At 37.7% G+C, this 20,352-nt stretch carries 21 protein-coding genes; 16 read left to right on the forward strand and 5 right to left on the reverse strand.

The window, feature by feature from the left end:
* The first annotated feature begins 57 nt into the window (after positions 1 to 57).
* From IW16_RS23400 to IW16_RS23425, 6 genes are all read left to right on the forward strand, one after another.
* Positions 58 to 2,193 (forward strand): RHS repeat domain-containing protein, encoded by a 2,136-nt coding sequence (locus tag IW16_RS23400; RefSeq protein WP_051890674.1) that lies wholly within the window; start codon positions 58 to 60, stop codon positions 2,191 to 2,193.
* 6 nt (positions 2,194 to 2,199) lie between these two features.
* On the forward strand, positions 2,200 to 2,706 hold the full coding sequence (locus tag IW16_RS23405; RefSeq protein ID WP_034750489.1) for a hypothetical protein: 507 nt from the start codon (positions 2,200 to 2,202) through the stop codon (positions 2,704 to 2,706).
* Between the two features lie 359 nt (positions 2,707 to 3,065).
* Complete coding sequence (locus tag IW16_RS27245; RefSeq protein WP_394332464.1) at positions 3,066 to 3,980, forward strand: RHS repeat-associated core domain-containing protein; 915 nt, start codon at positions 3,066 to 3,068, stop codon at positions 3,978 to 3,980.
* The gene (locus IW16_RS23415) at positions 3,980 to 4,417 is read left to right on the forward strand and encodes a hypothetical protein (RefSeq protein ID WP_034750495.1); all 438 of its coding nucleotides are present in this window, start codon (positions 3,980 to 3,982) and stop codon (positions 4,415 to 4,417) included. The genes IW16_RS27245 and IW16_RS23415 overlap by 1 nt, the downstream gene beginning before the upstream one ends.
* A gap of 57 nt (positions 4,418 to 4,474) precedes the next feature.
* Entirely contained in the window at positions 4,475 to 5,251 is a 777-nt protein-coding gene (locus tag IW16_RS23420) for an RHS repeat domain-containing protein (RefSeq protein ID WP_034750497.1), read from the forward strand.
* A gap of 3 nt (positions 5,252 to 5,254) precedes the next feature.
* Positions 5,255 to 5,716 carry an outer membrane protein assembly factor BamD gene (locus IW16_RS23425; protein WP_034750500.1) on the forward strand — a complete coding sequence of 154 codons (462 nt, stop codon included), beginning with the start codon at positions 5,255 to 5,257 and terminating at the stop codon, positions 5,714 to 5,716.
* Between the two features lie 345 nt (positions 5,717 to 6,061).
* On the opposite strand, the gene IW16_RS23430 is transcribed toward IW16_RS23425, so the two are convergent.
* Positions 6,062 to 6,916: an AraC family transcriptional regulator gene (locus IW16_RS23430; RefSeq protein WP_034750503.1), complete on the reverse strand. Its 855-nt coding sequence runs from the start codon at positions 6,914 to 6,916 to the stop codon at positions 6,062 to 6,064.
* 88 nt (positions 6,917 to 7,004) lie between these two features.
* Between IW16_RS23430 and IW16_RS23435 the strand changes: the two genes are divergently transcribed.
* From IW16_RS23435 to IW16_RS23445, 3 genes are read left to right on the forward strand one after another with little or no spacing between them, the layout of a single operon-like run.
* Positions 7,005 to 7,952, forward strand: coding sequence for an NADP-dependent oxidoreductase (locus IW16_RS23435; RefSeq protein ID WP_034751347.1), 948 nt, complete (start codon positions 7,005 to 7,007; stop codon positions 7,950 to 7,952).
* 8 nt (positions 7,953 to 7,960) lie between these two features.
* Positions 7,961 to 8,932: an alpha/beta hydrolase gene (locus tag IW16_RS23440; RefSeq protein WP_034751350.1), complete on the forward strand. Its 972-nt coding sequence runs from the start codon at positions 7,961 to 7,963 to the stop codon at positions 8,930 to 8,932.
* On the forward strand, positions 8,910 to 9,503 hold the full coding sequence (locus IW16_RS23445) for an NAD(P)H-dependent oxidoreductase (protein ID WP_034750505.1): 594 nt from the start codon (positions 8,910 to 8,912) through the stop codon (positions 9,501 to 9,503). Before IW16_RS23440 ends, IW16_RS23445 begins: the two co-directional genes overlap by 23 nt.
* A 75-nt stretch (positions 9,504 to 9,578) precedes the next feature.
* Here IW16_RS23445 and IW16_RS26805 read toward each other — a convergent pair whose 3' ends face one another.
* The gene (locus IW16_RS26805) at positions 9,579 to 9,752 is read right to left on the reverse strand and encodes a bacteriocin-like protein (protein WP_165572033.1); all 174 of its coding nucleotides are present in this window, start codon (positions 9,750 to 9,752) and stop codon (positions 9,579 to 9,581) included.
* Between the two features lie 59 nt (positions 9,753 to 9,811).
* A complete protein-coding gene (locus IW16_RS23450; protein WP_131327974.1) occupies positions 9,812 to 11,404 on the reverse strand; it encodes an AraC family transcriptional regulator in 1,593 nt (530 codons plus the stop codon).
* A 735-nt stretch (positions 11,405 to 12,139) separates the two neighbouring features.
* Here IW16_RS23450 and IW16_RS23455 point away from each other — a divergent pair.
* The 7 genes from IW16_RS23455 to IW16_RS23485 all read left to right on the forward strand — a co-directional run bounded on the left by IW16_RS23455 (position 12,140) and on the right by IW16_RS23485 (position 18,139).
* Positions 12,140 to 12,721 (forward strand): hypothetical protein, encoded by a 582-nt coding sequence (locus tag IW16_RS23455; protein WP_034750507.1) that lies wholly within the window; start codon positions 12,140 to 12,142, stop codon positions 12,719 to 12,721.
* Positions 12,722 to 12,819: 98 nt separating this feature from the next.
* A complete protein-coding gene (locus IW16_RS23460) occupies positions 12,820 to 15,723 on the forward strand; it encodes a DUF11 domain-containing protein (protein WP_051890685.1) in 2,904 nt (967 codons plus the stop codon).
* A gap of 88 nt (positions 15,724 to 15,811) precedes the next feature.
* Entirely contained in the window at positions 15,812 to 16,318 is a 507-nt protein-coding gene (locus IW16_RS23465) for a hypothetical protein (RefSeq protein WP_034750510.1), read from the forward strand.
* Between the two features lie 135 nt (positions 16,319 to 16,453).
* The gene (locus tag IW16_RS23470; protein ID WP_131327975.1) at positions 16,454 to 16,906 is read left to right on the forward strand and encodes a hypothetical protein; all 453 of its coding nucleotides are present in this window, start codon (positions 16,454 to 16,456) and stop codon (positions 16,904 to 16,906) included.
* A complete protein-coding gene (locus tag IW16_RS23475) occupies positions 16,896 to 17,324 on the forward strand; it encodes a helix-turn-helix domain-containing protein (RefSeq protein ID WP_034750516.1) in 429 nt (142 codons plus the stop codon). The genes IW16_RS23470 and IW16_RS23475 overlap by 11 nt, the downstream gene beginning before the upstream one ends.
* A 271-nt stretch (positions 17,325 to 17,595) precedes the next feature.
* Complete coding sequence (locus tag IW16_RS23480) at positions 17,596 to 17,841, forward strand: hypothetical protein (RefSeq protein ID WP_228376985.1); 246 nt, start codon at positions 17,596 to 17,598, stop codon at positions 17,839 to 17,841.
* Positions 17,810 to 18,139 carry a hypothetical protein gene (locus IW16_RS23485; RefSeq protein ID WP_034750519.1) on the forward strand — a complete coding sequence of 110 codons (330 nt, stop codon included), beginning with the start codon at positions 17,810 to 17,812 and terminating at the stop codon, positions 18,137 to 18,139. Before IW16_RS23480 ends, IW16_RS23485 begins: the two co-directional genes overlap by 32 nt.
* Before the next feature lie 276 nt (positions 18,140 to 18,415).
* On the opposite strand, the gene IW16_RS23490 is transcribed toward IW16_RS23485, so the two are convergent.
* Both IW16_RS23490 and IW16_RS23495 read right to left on the reverse strand, forming a co-directional pair.
* Positions 18,416 to 19,009, reverse strand: a complete 594-nt coding sequence (locus IW16_RS23490; protein WP_165572034.1) for a DUF4468 domain-containing protein — start codon at positions 19,007 to 19,009, stop codon at positions 18,416 to 18,418.
* A gap of 120 nt (positions 19,010 to 19,129) precedes the next feature.
* A complete protein-coding gene (locus IW16_RS23495) occupies positions 19,130 to 20,308 on the reverse strand; it encodes an MFS transporter (protein WP_034750523.1) in 1,179 nt (392 codons plus the stop codon).
* Between the last annotated feature and the right edge of the window lie 44 nt (positions 20,309 to 20,352).

Below are 20,352 nucleotides of genomic sequence, written 5' to 3' on the forward strand. Positions count from 1 at the left end.
AATTTCTTCCCCCTCACTGCCGTACGAGTCCAGACTGTTATCACAAGACATAAAAGGTTGAAAACAGACACTGAAAGAGTAATCACGGAAAATTTCATTTATGACCATCAGAACAGACTATTGGTGCATAAACATCAGGTAGACAGTAATCCCGAAGAAATTCTTGCTCAGAACAAGTACAATGAGCTTTCCCAGCTGGAATCTAAGAAAGTGGGAGGAGTATCTTTAGGATCTGCCCTTCAGACTGTAGATTACAAATATAATATCAGGGGCTGGATGACTCAGATTAATGATCCTGTTAACCTGGGTAATGATTTGTTTGGCTATAAAATCAATTACAATCAAGTAGAAGGATTAGAGGTTCCCAATGCCGATTACCCTGATCTGAAAGTGAAACCTAGATACAATGGAAATATCGCGGAGGTATCCTGGAAAACGCGTACAGAAGAAAACGAAGCTTTAAAAAGATATGGTTATACCTATGATTCTCTAAACAGACTTTCCGCAGGATTTTACCAGAAAGCAGGCAATGAATCTGCAAAAGAATATTTTGAAAAACTGGAATACGACTTTAATGGGAATATTACAAGATTAAAAAGGTCAGCAGGATTACCGGCAGGAAATACAACTGCCTTAGCCATTGACAACTTGAGATATGACTATACAGGTAATAAATTGATCAGAGTTACTGATGAGCAGCAGAACACTTCAGGCTATCCATATGTTGCTACTCCTGGTGTAATTGGTTATGATAATGATACGGGAGATGGGAATGGTAATATGATCAGTCATCCGGATAAAGGGATTTCTTCAATCCAATATAATTATTTAAATTTACCGCAACAGGTGATCCAAAATTCGGCAGTAACGAAGTATACCTACCGTGCAGACGGGATAAAAGTAAAGAAGCTCTTTAAAGATATAGAAACAGATTATCTGGATGGATTTCAGTATAAATCTACAAAACCATCGGAAGGAAACTCTGGAGGCCTGGTGGTTGTAGACCCTAATGAAGTCGCAGTGATTAAATTAAGAATTATCCCAACATCGGAGGGGTATTTTGATACAGTTATCAATCAGTATATTTACAATTTCACGGATCATTTGGGAAATGTCAGACTGAGTTATTCGGATAGTAATAAAGATGGGTTTATTCAGCCGAGACAATACTTCTGGCAGGAGTGTGAAACTCCACAAAGTCCATGGGATGTCCCTAACTGTATTGATGGATGGAAGCCCGGAGAGATTGTAGAAGTCAATAATTATTACCCTTTTGGATTACTGCATAATTATACGGCTACTACACAGAATGCTTATCAGTACAAATACAACGGGAAAGAATTGCAGGAGACGGGTATGTATGATTACGGCGCAAGAATGTATATGCCGGATATTGGGCGTTGGGGCGTGATTGATCCGCTGGCTTTTTTATATTTCCAAAAATCTCCTTACAATTATGCTGCTAATAACCCTATAATGTTTGTTGATCCTAATGGAAAGCATATTATCGGGTCAACTAAGGAAGATGCAAAAAAAGCTCAAGAAGATATCAATAAAGTTTTTGCAGACAAAAGATTTGATAATTTTAGAACATTAATAAGTATTAAGGGTAAAACCTTCAACCAAATTGATGAAACTAAATTAAAAAATGCATTATCAAATTCAGACCTTTCGGCAGATGACAAAACTCTTATGGAAACTGTGGCAAATACAATCAACTCTAAAGATGAACATTTAGTGGAATATGTAGGCGAAAAAGATAATGTTTCTAGCAAAGCAGTTGAGGCTTTTGGGATTCCTTCATATCTAAATAAAGACAAAATGCAAGAGAAGTTTGGGGGTATTCCTGCAAGCATATATGCTGCAGGTGGAGGTTCAGTAACGGGAAAAACAAAAAAAGGTACATTTTCATTAATTGTAAGTGGTATTTCGGGAGCATCTGATTACAAGGATCAAAACGGTAATTATGTTGCTAGTCCAATTGGTAGAGAGGGAACTACAGGACACGAAGTTCTTGGACATGGAAGATCTCTTATGACTGGAAGAGGTGATGTTAACCAGCATCAAGATGCTGTTAAATTAGAGAATTTAATTTTAAGGGTAATGGGTCATACAACGATTCAAAGAGATGGTACAGATCATGGTCCTAAAACAACAATTTCAAATGCAAGTGCTTTACCTGAATATAAATAATAAATTATGATTTATAAACTTTTAACAATAGCTTTATTGGTTTGGGTGTCAATTATTAAAGCTCAAACTAATAATGATTCTACTCAACAGATAAAAAACAACACATTTCTTCAAAATATAAAGACTAAAGAAGATCAAACCACTTTTTTAATTTATAATATTGGAAAAGAATATTTGTTAATTACTAAATTGGACTTCTCTTTTAACTTTTATTGGTATAAAGAGGTGATAGATTTTACAAATCAAAGTAAAACTTATAATTTAGTCAGAAAACAATTGAATGTAAAAGATAAGTTGTTAGAAAATTTATTTGAATATGAATGTTCCACTAAGAATTCCATAAATGAAAATGAGGGAAGCTCTTATATTTATTTTAGATTATATTCAAATAATATAAAGAAATGCGAATTCGTTACACCTTATCTTTATTACAATAAAAGAGTAAAAGACCAGCTTCCTATTAAAAAAAAATATATAGAATATCTCACAGTAAAGCTTTTAGATGTCTATTAATAGTAACTATCCCCGCTCCCACACGAATCCTTTCGTGTGGTGAAGTAATAATAACAAAAACCACTGTTATTTACCAGTGGTTTTGTATTATGAAAATTTCTATTTTTTGTATGTGAAAACAGGACTATAGTACAGCTATATATTATTTTGAAACAATAGTTTATTTACAATTTCACGGATCATTTGGGAAATGTCAGACTGAGTTATTCGGATAGTAATAAAGATGGGTTATTCAGCCGAGACAATACTTCTGGCAGGAGTGTGAAACTCCACAAAGTCCATGGGATGTCCCTAACTGTATTGATGGATGGAAGCCCGGAGAGATTGTAGAAGTCAATAATTATTATCCTTTTGGATTACTGCATAATTATACGGCTACTACACAGAATGCTTATCAGTACAAGTACAACGGTAAGGAATTACAGGAAACTGGTATGTATGATTATGGAGCGAGAATGTATATGGCAGATATTGGGCGTTGGGGCGTGATTGACCCGCTTGCTGAAACTTCCAGAAGATGGAGTCCTTATACATATGCATTTAATAATCCAATGCGATTTATTGACCCGGATGGAAGGATGCCTCTCCCTCCTGATGATTATCTTGATACTAATGGACGATATTTAGGAAGCGATGGAGCCAAAACCACAAATACGAGAGTAATATACAAAAGAGATTGGAATAGTATTACGTCTGAAAAAGGAGGTTCTCTATCAGCAGATGCCACTGCGGCTTTACAAAAAAGTAGTTCGATAGTGACAGTAAATACTACCCAGGTTAGCAGTGATATAAATAGTGCTAATAATGAAACTATTGCCGACCAAACAAAAGAAAGGCAGTTATATTTAGGATTAGATGTAAAAGGAGGAGATATTCCCACAGCACAAGTAACTTCGGTAAGGGGTGCGGATGGAATCGATGGAGAAGCAACATTTAGCAGTGGTAAAATAGAAGATAAAAGTGGAAATGTTATAAAACAAACGGTTGATAATTCTAAAATGATTTTACTAGGTGGGGCTCATACCCATAATACAGTAACAGCTCCGGGTATGATAAATGACATTGGAACTTCTACCAAGGATGTCAATTCTGCTAAAAGCTTAAATACAACTATATATTCTATTGATTCTTGGACTGGAACGCAGAAAGGGGGTAATGCTATCCATAGAGCGACAGGAAGTGGCGTGCAAACCAATAATGTAGGGACAACAACAGGTTTTAATATGGGACACGATGCATTGAGAAACTTTATAGATAAACAAAAGAAACCATAATGAAAAAGATTTTGCAAATATTATTTTTGGGCTTATGCACCATTAGTTGTTTTGCCCAAAAGGGGGGTTCAAAAATTACATATTTTTTACCTTTTGATGTTCGAGTAAAAATTTTAGAAAAACTTAAAACAATAAAAGAGCCCGAGAAAACTTCATTTGTATTGGGTAATGATGAATCAGGAAATTACATTATTTACCTAAATAACCATGTGGTGGGAGAAAGTAAATTTTGGGTAGAAAATACCAATAGAGTTTTGTTTTTAGAAGGTAAATTTTATCCTTTAATATTTGAAGCTGATGAATATTTCTCTTATCCAGAAAACACGACTTCAATCTTGAAGAAAATAGATAAAGGAGAGCCAATAAGAAAGATAATAACAATCCGTGAGAATTCATTTTTTATAAAATTTAAACATGGTGGAGAGATAGTAAAATAAAATACTTTGCAGCTTAGTTTGCTTAAGGACCCTTGGTCCCGCACGAATCCTTTTGGCATGAATCATATAGGCCATGGTAAAAGTCTTTTAGGCGGATATTTAAGCTATAAGTACAACGGCAAGGAATTGCAGGAGACCGGTATGTATGATTATGGAGCAAGATTCTACATGGCAGATATTGGGCGTACACCTCAAATAGATCCTTTCGCAGAAAAAATGCCGGAATGGTCTCCTTATTCGTATGCTTTTAATAATCCTATCCGAAATAATGATCCAACCGGAATGGAACCAGAGGATGTTGTTGATGGTGGTGGCGATGACAGAAGTTCTGAGCAATGTTGCGGTCCTTTTTTTGGTGGCTTAATGAGGTTTATGCCTTTACTTGAAGGCGGATCGAATGTAAGACCTAGCCCTGTTATAGAAGTAACCACAAAGACAGGAGAAACAGCAGGAAAGGCATCAGAGTCTTTATCTAAGACTTCTGAAGGTTCTCAAATATCTAATGAAAGAGTTCGATACCAAAATAAGGTTGAAAGAGCTAAGGATAAAATGGATGGAATAAATAAAGCTCAAGAGAATTTAAAAAAGAGTGCACCTCAAGGATCAAAACAAAATGCTATACAATCAACAAAAAAGTCTCAACAAAACCTGAAAAATGCTTTAAGGAGAATTGATCTTAGTAATACAGATGAGTTTGATGTTAAAATAACTCCAACACCAATTAAAAAAGACAATTTTAATATTCCTAAACCACGTCCTGTTTTGCCAACTTCTACTCCAAAGAAGTCAACGCCTAAACCACCAGTTAATGATTATTATAGAATATATTCATAAAATATGATTACAGAATTGCATAAAGCCAAAGATTTGATGGATAACGATCAATATGAATCAGCCATTAATATTTTAAATAAATTGGAAGATCTACCTTTAAAGTCTGAAAATTTTAGATTATTATTTTTATCAAATTGTTTTTATAATATAGAAGAATATTATTTGGCAATTGATACAGCTGATAGATTGTTACAAAAAGATCATAAAAATGAATATGCTTCCCAAATAAAATATTTAGCCTATTACGAATTGGAAGATTATAATAATGCTCTGAATGAGATAATAAATTTTTTATCTCATAATGAAGCTAATTTATATAAAGTAACATTGGAAGAGTTATTAACTGATATAAAAGAAGGATTCATTAACGAAGAAGCTACAGTTTATAAAATACAAGAACTAGCATTAAAAAATAATATTATTTATAAGCTTGCTTTTGAAGTTACAGTTTTAGAAGTGAAATAATAAACCCCGCTCCCACACGAATCCTTTCGTGTGGTGAAGTAATAATAACAAAAAGAGGCTGTCTCAAAAGTGAGGCAGCCAATTTTTTGTAATAAAAAAAAGGAAAGCGAAAAGCTTTCCTAATAGTTGCAAATTGATTAATTTGCTGTGTGTTAACTAATTCAAAAGTAGTCTTTAAAGATTACAATCCCAAACAAAATTTTCTTTTTCCTCCTAATTTATCGGAGTTAATAGAAGTAAATCATCCTGTATATGAAGACTTTCCCTTTTTGAAGACTTCCCCTTTTTCAAACTGTTAACACATAATAAAAACCCTAAAAAGCATAGATTCTTTATACATAACTCCTAGCTGCTCAAACTATTCTTTTCTTTCCTGCAAGAATCCCTGTACCCTCTTAAACTCACCCCATTATGCCGCTTAAAAAACTTATTGATATGGCTTTCATCGGCAAACCCGAACTCATCGGCGATCTCATGAACTCTTTTGTCACTGAAACGTAACCGGTGTTCTATCAACCTGATTCTGTGTGAAGAGATATAATGCTGTATGGATTCATTGCACTGTTTGCGGAAATAGCTGCCCAAATAGGTAGGAGACAAACCGAACCTTTCTGCGATAACGACAATCTTCAGCTGTTCCGGCTGGTAAATATACTCCTGTATATAATCCAATATCTGTAATATCCTGAGATCAGAATTGGAGGAAATCTCCTGCGACCTAATGATGGCCATGTTTCTTGCAGCAATAACAATAACGGCATTCACCAAATGCCTGATCAGATCCTCACTGTACATCGCTTCATGCTCTGTTGCCTGCTTCAGATTCTCTACCAGCAAACCCACCATCTTCCCGTCATCATGATGGACAATGACAGAGCCTGAAAGATGGGATGCATAATACAAAAGGCATTCAATATGATCTATGCTTTTCCACTGATATTCCCTGACATAGCTTTCTCCGAAACGGATGACCATAAATTCGCAGGTTCCTTCCAGATCAAATCCATGGCAGTCATTGGGAGTGATCAAAAATAAGTCACCGGACGAATACGGAAAACTGTTTCCGTTCACCGTATGGTTTCCCACACCGGAAATCACATAGACCAGTTCGAAAAAATTGAACTGCCTGTCACGCAAAGGGCACTCCTCCACTTTTTCATAAAATACTTCAAGGGACTGATGTATATTTTCTCTCGCCATAGTGTAAAGATACCCAAATAAGCTTTAAATGTACCTGTTTTCAGTTATTTTATCAGTCTACTTTTGTCTAAAATAATAAATGAACCATATGAAAGCGATTGTATTGGAAAAGTTTGGAGACGTTAAAAATCTCATATATAAAGATATCAAAAAACCTGTCATAAAAGCTCATGAGGTACTCGTGAAAGTGAAGGCGGTAAGTATCAATCCGGTAGATGTCAAGGTCCGAAGCAGGCAGGCTCCTTTAGCCGAACAACTGGCACAATTTGATCCGCTGATTTTAGGCTGGGACATTTCGGGAGAGCTCGTTGAAAAAGGAAATGAAGTGATTCAATTTGAAATTGGTGATGAGGTTTTCGGGATGGTTAATTTTGTTGGACATGGTCGGGCATATGCTGAATATGTGGCAGTTCCGGCTGAACACCTCGCTTTAAAACCTAAAAACATAAGCCATACAGAAGCGGCAGCAAGTACTTTAGCGGCATTAACTGCCTGGCAGGCATTCGACCGTTATGGTAAATTAAGATCAACAGATACAGTCCTTATCCATAGTGCTTCTGGTGGTGTCGGACATTTTGCCGTGCAGATCGCAAAACATATCGGAGCGTATGTGATTGGTACTTCTTCCTCTTCCAACAGGGATTTTGTATTTCAAATGGGAGCCGATCAGCATATTGATTACCAGACGACTTCCTTTGAAAATATCCTCAGTGACATTGATTTTGTCCTGGAATCTGTGGGAGGAGAAAACTTTCAAAAATCCGTACAGGTATTAAAACCATTTGGAACGATTGTCACCCTGCCCTCCGGGCATTCGGAAAAGGATGAATTAAAAGCGCGGGAAAAACATCTTCATGCATGTTATTTTATGTCTGTCTACTCCAGCGGTGAAGATATGAGGCATATTGCATCCCTACTCGAAACCGGCGCACTGAAACCTTATGTTTCCCACATATTTGATTTTGACGAAATGGCTGAAGCGCATCTGCAGATCGAAACAGGACGTACGGTAGGAAAGGTAGTAGTAACACTGTAATGGAAGATATGATCAACACTATAGATTCCGATCTTTGGCAGGCTGTTTCTGCCAGTCCTTTCAATGCAATAGACTACGAATATCTCCTGGCAACTGATCCTTCAAAAATCAGAGAAGAAGAAATGGAGCTGTCATTGAAAAGTCCGCTCCCTGAAATTCCGCAACCAATTGATGTTACGAATATCGACCTTCCGTCATCTGATAAACACAGAATCAGGGTAAGGACATACAGACCTAAAGGGGGGAAAAATCTTCCGGTACTCCTCTATTTTCATGGCGGTGCTTTTATCTATGGGACACCTGAACAGTACGACTTCTTATTTTTCAGTCTTGTACAGGATCTTCCTCTATTGGTTGTTTCAGTAGACTACCGTTTAGCTCCTGAAAATCCGTTTCCGGCAGGCTGGAAAGACGGCTGTGATGTCTTACGGTGGTTATCTGAAAATGCAGATGATCTGGGCGGAAACAGAAATAACATCATGATTGGTGGAAGCAGTGCAGGGGCAACAATCGCAGCCTCCGTTACACACTGGGCAAGAGACCAAAAGAACCTGAAGATCCGACATCAGTATCTGCTGTATCCCCCTATGAGCCATATTCTGGACTCCCCTTCTATGAATGAGCTGAAAAATGCCCCTCTTCAGACACGTAAAGCCGCGGAATGGATGTGGAAACATTATTTACAGAGTTACATCGCAGATCCTCCTAAATATGCAGTTCCGTTATCCGAAAACAATTTCAAAGATTTGCCGGATGCCACCATTATCATATGTGAACTGGATCCTCTGAAAGATGAAGGAATCAGATATGCAGAAAAACTTAAGGAAGCAGGTGTAGCGGTCAATGTACTGAAAATAAAAGGAGCGGTACATGCATTTGACTTTTTTCCCTGTCCGCTATCCGATACCTTTTACAGGCAGCAGGTTGCCTTATTCAAACAAATTGTACATAAAAACAATGAAGAAAATAACAGTCATTAACGGACATCCCGACAAAGAAAGTTTTAACAGTGCTATTGCACATTCTTATATCCAATCCGCTCAGAATGCAGGTTCAGAGGTTCGGTATATCGCCATTGGAGAGATGAATTTCAATCCCAATCTGCAGTATGGCTATCGACAAAGAATGGAACTGGAACCTGATTTGATAAAAGCACTGGAAGATTTGCACTGGAGCGAACATCAGGTATGGATACATCCCTTATGGTGGCTGGGAATGCCTGCTGTTATGAAAGGCTTTTTTGACCGCGCTTTTCTTCCCGGAATTACTTTTAAAAGCAATAAAGGAGGACCTACCGATGGATTATTGAAAGGTAAAACAGGAAGAATCATTACCACTGCAGGCGATTTATCCCTGGATGTTTATGAAGATGTTTACCGGTCCGGCGGACTGGTCCAGCTGAAACAGGGAATTCTTGAATACTGCGGAGTATCTGTTATCGAAAATCATTTTATAGGACCCTTGTATGAGTGGGATGAAGATGACAGAAAAAGATGCCTGAATACCCTGAAACATCTGGCTGAAATAGATTCAGCGTATGAAAGTACTTGATTTATTGACCATACTTTACTGTAGCCGTATCAAAAAAATAACCTCAATGTACATTGAGGTTATTTTTTCTATTGTCTAATCCACAGGGCCCAGCCTGCAAATCTGTCCTAATGGAATGCACACCCCATTACATTTGTATGATGTATGAGGATTACATGGACAGTCTTTAGGTGGAATATTAGCGCAATTAACGATTCCTCCATTGAGCGATTTGAGTTCAAAACGTGTAAGATGTTTAAGATTTTTCATAGCAACATGGTATTAGTGAACCTTAAATATAATCAATAAAGATGAATTGTACTATTATTTTATACCTCAGCTGCCATTTCTTCTTCCAGATATTTTATAAAAAGGGAAGGTGAAATCGAAGTTGTTTTTTTAAAGATGGTAGCAAATTTATTCTGTGAAGAAAATCCTGCCTCTTCAGCCAATACCGATATTTTATACTTTCTGTACCTTGGCGTATTTCTAAGTTTTTCTATGACGTAATTGACTCTTAATTCATTGATGTAGTTATTGAAATCTTTATTTTTATAGGTATTGATGATGTAGGAAAGATACTTGGTATTGGTTCCGCAAGATGCCGCAAGAGAAGACATGGATATGCTGTTATTAATAAAAAGATCTGATTTTTCAAATTCATCCAGTTTAGACAGCAGCTTTTGTTCTGTGGCAGCAGTCATCATTCCATAATCATCTGCTTTTACTGCTTTCATTGGGTCAGCCATAGAAATCTGCCGGATTGCAGGGGCAAAAGAAGTCGTGACTTTCTCTTTTCTAAACTCATGGATTCTGTCGGAGTCCTGCAGTATCTGTTTAAATTTCTCGATATTCCTTTTTTGTTTTCTGCGATATATCATAAAATACACAAGTCCGGAGATCAGCAATATTCCACCGGCCAGGATGATGATATTTTTAATATACCCGGTATGCTCCGCATCACTTTTTTTTTCGTCCAGCCTGGAATAAGAATCACTGATAAAGGAATCTGATTTCTTTGAAATCTTCTCCGCAACCTCATCTTTCTTTTTTTCTGTCTCTCTAAATTTTTTCAGATCGTTGATCATCACATAGTATTTCTGTGAGGTCGCATATACTTCATTTTTCAGCTGAAGATATTCCGACTGATCTGATATTTTCTGAGCAAGCTGAAGATATTTTTTAGCTTCCTGCGAATTATTCTGTTCTATATACACTGATGCTAAACCATTATATATAAGCCCTGTCAGGAAATTCTCAGGAATATTCCGGCAGATATCGGATGCTTTTTTATAATGAAAAAGAGCCTTCCCGAAATTTTTGAGATGGTAGTAGCTGAGCCCAAGCAGCTGTTGGTTATTGGCTGTAAAAAAATCTTTATCCTGTTTCGTTAAATTAAAATACTGCTGGGATTTCTTTACATTTTCTATGGCTCCTTTATAATTCTTCTGTTCGATATCAAAGTAGGCCATTTCCTGCATCATTAAACCGGATGTATTATTGACAAGTTCAGGATCTTTAATTTTTTTACATGCAGCCAATGTTTTATCTGCATATTTTTTTGCTTCACTATACAGTTTTAAAATACGGTATTCGGACGATAAAAATCCATAAACTTTTGCTTTCCAGACCTCGTTGTCTGTCTGCCCAATAATTTGTTCAGACTTCAGCGCATATTCCATAGATTTTTTTACATTTCCGGTCTGCTTATACAAAGTAGCAGACAGCATAAGACTCTTCGTCTGATAATAAGGCGTTTCGGATATTGTGTATAAAGAATCTGCAGTCTTTAAAGCCTGATCAAAATTCTTTTGAGAGGTTTCCAAATAGGTTTTTATATAGATGGCGTTATAGGCATCCGCTGCCTGAGCCTGCATACAGATAGAAATGCACAGGAAAATAATAAGGTGGAAATTCTTCATAGTTGTGTTTTTTGAAATAGAGAAATAGGAAAGAAACAGCTTCCTTCCGGTTGAAATAATTTTTTGCTGTAGCAATATTCAATATTTTTTTCAATCAATTTGGTATTTTAACGATGATATATTTACCAAAATACAGATAATGATAAATTTAAAAACGAACTTATTGATATTTATGAGAATCTGATTCAGTATTTACCCTTAATTTATAGAAAGTTTCTGTTTTTTTTGCTTGATTTCCGGAGAAAGCCGATCCTTTTGCATGCGTAATAAATGCTGACCATTTATTTGTTTTGATAGAAACACGCATAAGAAATGGAGAAAACTAACTGCCCTTAAAGAATAACTGGAAAAACCACCGCATAAACCTGATTTTAAACATCCCATAATAAGTCATTATATATCTGTGACGCTTTTCTACTGTTGTGCGATCTAAGTAATCACACATTATCATTATCGGTAAAACACCAAGGTTATGCGTTTATTGATGGGCATTTTTCCATTAAATCCTGTTGCTGTATCCTGGCAATAACCCCTTATCACTATTAGGAAAATGATAGCAGCAATGCTTTTATCGTGTTTATTTCCGGGCTAGTTTTGCCCTCATCATTAAATCAGGCTGTAAAGATCTGAAAACACAAATAACAGCAGGGGTTATATATTTCAATATAACGATTTATATGGCTCCTTTTATTTTTAAAGATCGCCACCGCACAATGACTTAGCGAAAAAAACTACATGAGAACTCAAAAAAAACACAAAGTCAATTATGGGACTCCTTTTTTTCAAGTGGGAAAAAGGTTGAGAAAGTCTGTGCTTTTCCTGTTTTTTTTATTCAATAAAAGTTTTTTTGCCCAATTGAATATTGATACAGCTGCCCTATTTACCAACAGAACTGCGACCACAATCTTTATATCTAAAGAGATAAAAACCTGTAACATCAGCCGGATGATCTATTCGCAGGAACTTGTTCGGTCTGAGATCCGTCGTAAAAAGAAGAAAACCCCCAAAAGCATTTCAAAATATTCTAAAAAATACAGCATCATAAAGATAGAAAGACCAGTGAGAAAACGGACAGATTCTTTTTTCAAACCTGTTTCTTCTGATGACTGCTTATCGATTAGGTATTCGGAAGACAGTACTTTTATTATCGCTTCTTTCCATTATGCCGGTTTAAAGACCGCTAATATAACAGATAAATATTCATTTACTGATGCAAGGGCTATCGGTTTATCCGACTGCTTTTTCAGTGCGGGTTACTGTATTACCCCAGACCGCTATTCCTTCAATTCCGCGAGACCTCCCCCTTTCCCAACTTAGATAATTCATGAATAAAAAAATTGACCGCCCTTTTTTAAAGGGTGCAGGATAGGTCATGCCTTTATTGGCAATAAAAACAATTAACTAATGAAAACTCAATGAAAAAAAACATAAGCAGTATAAAAACGAATTTTATGCTTCGGACAATATTCCTTTTTACCCTGTTACTAAGCAGTAACGCCCTGTTTGCAGACGGGTCTAAAGATTTGTACCCATCAGGGAAAACCGGTTACCGGGCATTTTTAAGATCAAGCACGACGACGACTTCAAGCTGGCCTTTTGCCAATGAAGGATTCCATTACGTCTATGCGAACGCGGGTGAACGGATTACCCTGGCATCGAGCGCACAAAATGGAGGAGCGGGAAGAATCCGTCTTTTTGCACCCGACGGAAGTTTGGTGGTTAATAATACTTCTACAGGACAGATTTCCAACCGTACAGCAGAGCTTGCAGGGCCTCAGTTGTTTGGGCAGACCGGAGGAAACAGATATACCCCGATCTATTACACAGCAAGCACCGATGGTATTTACCGCGTGGAATTTGCCGGCAGGACAGCCAGTGATCCCAGCACGACCATTACTGCCAACAGCAACTGGACACAGGATAACAGTGCCGGAATTGCTGCATGGGATGTATCCGTGATAAATACCACAAATACAGGTTTTGTGAGCGGACGTGTATATACCAACATTCTGAATCTATCCAACGGAACCAGTGGCCCGAATACGGATGGTTTTTATGGACTGGTCTATATATTGACGAAAGACGGCTATACCTACCGTGTCAATAATAATGGGAATAACGGGCTTTACTTTACTTTTTTTGTCAACAACGATGGTTTTATCGATATCTCAACCGAAAATCCTGTGTATAAAAGTCTGGATCAATCTACCCCAGCTTTTCTGACAGGTAAAGTACATAATCCCAATAATGCCGATACCGCAAAACATATTACCCATAAAATATTTTATACCCTTCCTTCAGATGACCTTCCTGCGTCAGCAGGTGGCGCAGTACCCGGAGGTTCAACCTGGTTAAAAAATACCGTTATCATACCGGATGTCACGGCAGTTCAGGTAGTCGGTGTAGACGGAACGCCCGGACAGATCAGTAACAAAGGAGGATATATCAAGTTTATTGGAGGTGCTCAGGGACAATATAAAATTGTTATAGAAAGTACAGATATTCCTTCTGCTTTCAGTACACGGATCCTCACCGGCTCTTCAATTTCAGGAATTAATAATATTTCCTGGGATGGGAAAGACGGCAGTGGAATTCAATTGCCTCCGGGAACCGTTCCTGCCAAAGTTACGGTACAGCTCCAGGGTGCCGAAGTACATTTTCCTTTCTTTGATATGGAGTACAATCGTCAGGGAACAATCATAGAACTTCTGGATCATACGAATCTCAACAATGTAATTTCCGACATCGTATACTGGAATGATGCTGATGTAGCCAATGGTACGAATGGAAGCAATACCCCAAGAGGACAATATTCTGATCCTAAAAATAACAGCCACCTGCCACCAGTAAACAGTGCCGGGATCAGCAGTACTACGAACGGCCACATCTGGGGAATTGGAGGAACCGGTACTTCCGGCCAGTTCGGAGACAACAGATCCATCGATACATGGACATTCGTAAAAGGAAATGCAACCATGGTTACGACCGCCGTAACAGTAAAAACAGCGGATTTAAAAGTAACAGAAATTACACCCAACAAAACGACTGTTGCTACCGGTGACAACCTGGTATATACCGTTAAAGTGAAAAATGAAGGCCCGAGTGATGCAGAAGGAGCCCCGTTCACTTTTACCATTCCGGCCGGGCTTACTCCCCAGAACATACAGTTTCAGGGTAATAACTGCGGTACTGAAGAAACACCGTTAAGTTATGATCCTGCTACACACCAATACTCTTCCAGGCTTAATCTGCCAAATGGCTGTGAAATTACCTATACAGTCACCGTGAATATAACAGGTTCTGCTACCCCAGGCAATCTGCAGGTACAGGCGGCTATTTTGCGTCCCAATGATGTGACTGATCCGGATGCGACCAATCAAAGTCCTGCAATTCCACCTACCAATGCTGAATATGAATGTACGCATAATGGACTGGGTGGTGTATGTAACAATATCCGGAATAACAACACTGTCGGGTTTTCAGCTGCCCCGGTATGTACTGAGCCGGTGAACGGCGCTAATTTTAACTGGAGCTACACTGTGGCAAATGCCCCTTCCAATCCGGTAACCGAGACTTTTACCCAGCCGGCAACCAATTATGGTTTTGTCCTTGATATTTACGGATTGGATAATTCATTCAATATGAACATCAACGGAACTCCATTAGCAAGCCAGGAGATTGAATTCCAGTCATCGGGAACATCAGGAATCAATATTCGTTTTGCTGATGGAGATGAATATGAAACCCATACGCCGGATGTATGGCAGATGTCCGGGAATTCCTCAGCGCCTTTGATCAGAGTGGTCATCAGTCCTGCAGGTTCGGTATCCATCTTCGGAAGCAAAACGTCAGGAGGGGCGCTCTACCCTCTCGAATTATACAACGGAAATACATTGAACACGATCACCTGGAGCACCATCGGTCCGAATACTGTGGTCGCAACACAAAATGTTGTGGGGGTTACCAGCATGTCAGGCCGGGGATATGGATTAAATACCGCCCCTTGCTCATGTGTTAAACCCGGAGCTTCAGGTACTCCTGACGGTTTTGGAAGAATGGGGATCCTTACCAAAGCCTCCCAGACAGTGAGTAACTGGCCGAAGAGCGTCCCTAATGGCTATATGGTACTGGATGCCGCAAGTAAAGGTCTCGTCATCACCCATATGACAACTGTACAGAGAGATGCTTTGGTAGCTGTAAATGGCATGCTGATCTACAATACTGATCTTAACTGTGTACAGCTTTACAGAGGATCTGCACCGGGAGTTGATACTTCCCGTACAGGTTGGAACTGTATAAAAAGAGGATGTAATGAATAAATAATTTGAGTCAGAGATAAACTGTCAGGTTGATACCACCTTACTACCGGCAGTATTCTGATTCAGTACAATTAAAATTTAATTAATAATGAAAAAAATAATTACAGCAATAGGAATTGCCACTGTGTTTTTATCCTCCGGCATCATAAAGGCTCAGGTTGCCATAGGCAAAGAAAGTCTGACGAATGGAAGTGTTCTCCTTGAATTTGGGTCCGAACCCAAGGGAATTATACTTCCTTCAACTGCTTCAGTACCCGGAGCCGTAGGCGGTACATTTGTATTCAATACCCTGAGCAAATCTCTGCAGGTCATGGAAGGAACGACCTGGACTCATCTCACTGATGACAGCCAGGGAATCCCGCATGCATACTCCAACACCGGAGCAGATGTGGGCAATGGAGTCATTATTGGATCAAAGACTTCACTGAAACCAGGGATTTTAGTGTTGGAATCAACCTCCAAAGCAATGGTACTCCCAAAAACTGCCAATCCCCATCTTTCGATGAAAGGGGCGATAGCCGGAACAATGGTATATGATACCACAGCCGATATGCTTGCCGTATATGACGGAGCCAACTGGAGCTACTGGAAATAGAACAATAGGCTGCAGATGCATGGTGTTTTATCTGCATCTGCATCTATCTAGACAATACTTAATAAGATACTCTAACCCTATTCTTATTTTAAAAAAGGGTTTCGGTATATATTGTAATTTGAAAGTGACACCATCATGGAAAAAATAAACAACTTTAGAAAAATAAAATTAATTTTTAGAATATCAGTTTCACTAATGGTCATTATCCTGCTGATTTTTGCGGCTGTATCGCTACCCTTAGTTTTAAAAATTGCTTTTGCATTATTGTTCACAACTTTGCTTTTTATCAATGTTTATGTGAAATGTTTTGAATATGAATATGCCGGAGAATGCATCAGTATAAAAAAATTTCATCCTTTAAAATCCGGAAAGGCAGTTCCTCCTTTTGTGGAGTTTCCTAAGAAGTATCTAAAGGATTACCAGCTGAGAAACAGTTTAATCTCTCATGATCTGATCTTCGCTCTTGATACAGACCGAAGAAAAAATTTCAAATTAAAAATTAAAATTTCCGGTTTCGAGGCAGGGCAGATTTCAACAGTAACGGATTCCCTGGAACGGATCAAAAAAAATAACACCTATGACCGCTGATTTTAAAAACATACATCTTGGAACTCTGATCTGTAAACGGGTGACGGAATGTAAAATTGGAACATCGCGAATCTGTAATTTTTTTAAATGTTCCGAAGAAGACATTATAAAGATGTATGACCAGGAAGATTTACCTGTGAAAATTCTTTTGCAATGGAGCAAACTATTGGAATATGATTTTTTCAGAATATACAGCCAGCATCTGATCATGTATGCGCCTCAAAACCTGAACTACCGGCCATTATCCAAAAACAAGAAATCTACACTTCCTCAGTTTAGGAAAAACATTTATACAAAAGAAATTATTGATTTTATGCTGGACCTTATTAAGACCGGAGAAAAAACAAGAAATCAGGTCGCTGAAGAATACAGAATCCCGAAAACGACCCTGTATAAATGGATTGATAAATATAAATAACCGAATACAGTAATTCAAGAGATCATACATTTCAAAAATGGAAAAAAATATTTTATCTGAACAACAATTACTTGGAAAAGCAATAGATGAGGTTGAACATTATTTTCAATGTGAAGCCGTGCACTTACGTAAAGGAGAATATGTAATCATTCTAAAAAAATACTGTCTTGGAATTTTTCAAAAAAGATTACACCTTTTTACGTGCAGAAACTTTGTATATGACTGCTATTTCAGGATAGATTTACGATAGTATCAATGAAAATAAAATGTCATGATGAACAACATTCACCTTAGAACCATTGCTCAGACATCTTTTAAGGGGATGTCCAAACAAGAAATTATAAAAGAACTCGGAGACAGTTTTAACTTTTTTCCCGATGACATCTGGTATTATGAACTGAGCAAAAACTGGTTCGGACTCAAAAAAGTTTTATGTATTGTTTTTGAAAATGACCGTGTACTATTTCAATGTATAAAAAAAACATATGGAAAAATCACTACAACCCGATTACCGTAAAATATATAAGGATATTATCACCCGAAACTATCCTGACAAGAGAGAAGTATGCCAAAACATTCTTTCGAAGAAACATCTGTCAATACTTGACGTCATAGAAGTCAATACATTAATCTTTAATAATGGAAATAAGAGTTCCAATGAAATGAACCAGAAATATCGTTCCTACGATATCCCTACAATTCTCAAAATTTTGGACTATCAGAAAATAAACCGGCTCAACAATACCGAGCTGGCAATACATTTTAAATTAAGCAGAAATACAGTAGCCAAATGGAAAAAGCAGTTTTCTGTATAATTCTTTGATACCGGATATAAAATAAGGTTCTCCATCATAACAAAATCTTTTTTTCATCATTTGTTTTTTTAGGCTGCATCAGTGGATGCAGCCTTTTTATAACTACGAAATCCTAACGAGTTTTTCCGGCCGTTTTAATTTCTTTCGAAGATAAGGATTAGAATAGGGATCATGAGAACAGAAACAAAAAAAACCGCAATGACAGATCATTACGGAGTTTATAATTTTATATTTTGTGTTACAAAGACACCGGCTTAACTATGGTCTGTTTTAAGACTACCAGTCATTGATCTTTTTTGATTTTTCAAGAATTTCTGTGATCAAATTATTAAAATGTTTATTAAGTCCGTTGTAAGACAGTTCTGAGTTTATTTCCCCATTTTTATCAAAAACAGCCGTTTTTACATTTTTATTTACATTCAGGGGAAGGTACTGCCATTCACTTACCCAACCGGAGTTGTAGCCGCCTTCATACCATCTCCTTAATTCAAAGGATGGACGGTCAATACGGATTCTATTGTCTTTAAAAAGGAAAGATATGGTATAAGACAAGTCATATTTCAGGGTAAGCTTTCCGATCTGAAGCGGGCTCCCCTTAAACTTATGTTCTATTACGTTCTCCTCGTATCCTTTTACGGAAATACTTTCTCCGTCTACTGTACTCAGTACTTTTTTAGGATCTTTATACATTGTAGAAAGTGCATTTAATACGCTCTTATATAAATCTTTCTGCTTCGTATTGGGTACATCCACGACTACATATTCAGATTTATTCGCAGACACAAAACCCTGGGGTGTCAAAGTAAAATATTGGGCAAAATGAAGTTGCGTACATAGCACCAACACAAGAATAGTTAATATTTTTTTCATGTATGAATGGTTATTGATTTCATTATCATTACTGTACTTCATGCCTATCACAGACAGAAGGGACGCTAAATTAAAAAAAATGAAATGATTTCACAAACAGACAATATATTAATCTACGTTTTACTCTAAAATGTTTTGTTCATTTCTATTTATTTTGTTTTCGATTATTTTTTTAAACAACATCATCACTAAAGCTGCGAAAGAAAGAGCAAACATGATCCATGGCGTACTCTGGGCTCCGAAATTACTAATGGAAAGCCCGCCAATAGCAGCTCCAAAAGAGATTCCAAGATTTCCGGAAGAGATAGCAATACTGTTGGCAAATTCCGGAGCTTCGGGGGCTGCCTCTATCATATAAGCCTGTGAAGTCAGAAAACAGGGAGTCTGAATGAACCCCCAGGCAGCAATGAGAAGTACTGTAGAAAAAGACATTGGCCCGGAAAAATAAAGGGGTAAACAGATGATCAACAATCCAACCAGAAAGGCGGCCGTCGTTTTCGTAATGCTTTTGGTTAATAGTTTTCCAGCCAAAAAGTTCCCGATAACACCCGCTGCTCCAAAAACGAACAGCATAACGCTTATTGTTTGAGAATCCATCCCATTCACTTTACTTAAGTAGTCTGCAAAATAACTGTAAGTAGAGAAAATAGCTCCAATCATCAGAAATGAAAAGAAAGCACTCATCAGGAATACCGGTTTTGTAAGTATTTTCAACTGGCTCCCGTAAGATTTTTTGTCTTTTACGGGCATAGAGGGCAACAAAGTAATAATAGCCAGCAACACCACCAAACTAATAGAAGCCTGAACCATAAATGATGACTGCCAGCTGTTGAACAGACCAGCAATATAAGTTGCCAAAGGAACTGTGGTAATGGTCGCAATTCCTATCCCCGCGATAACAATAGCCATCATTTGGTGAGCCGCTTTTTTATCTGCAGAACCGGTCGCTGCCGCAACGGCATTAGATACTAAAACCGGATGTAGAAACGCAGGTAAAATCCTGACAGCCATCAACAGCCAGAAAGGAGGAGAAAGCGAAGAGACAATACCCGTGATCAAAAAGATAAACATGGTTACGGCCATCAGGGTTTTCCTATTAAATCCGGAAGTGAACATGGTCATAAATGGCCCTGCGATAGCCACTGTTATTGCATACGCGCTTAATAACAAACCCGCTGTACTGATGCTTATATGATAGTAAGAAGCAATTTGCGGTAAGATTCCGATGACCCCAAATTCAGTCGTGATCATCCCTATAAGACTTAAGGATCCTATATAAGCTATTTTATTTTTAAACATAAAAACGGAGTTATGAATGGAATGATTATTCCAATTTTAAAAAA

The organism is Chryseobacterium vrystaatense (genome assembly GCF_000737765.1).
GTDB lineage: Bacteria > Bacteroidota > Bacteroidia > Flavobacteriales > Weeksellaceae > Chryseobacterium > Chryseobacterium vrystaatense.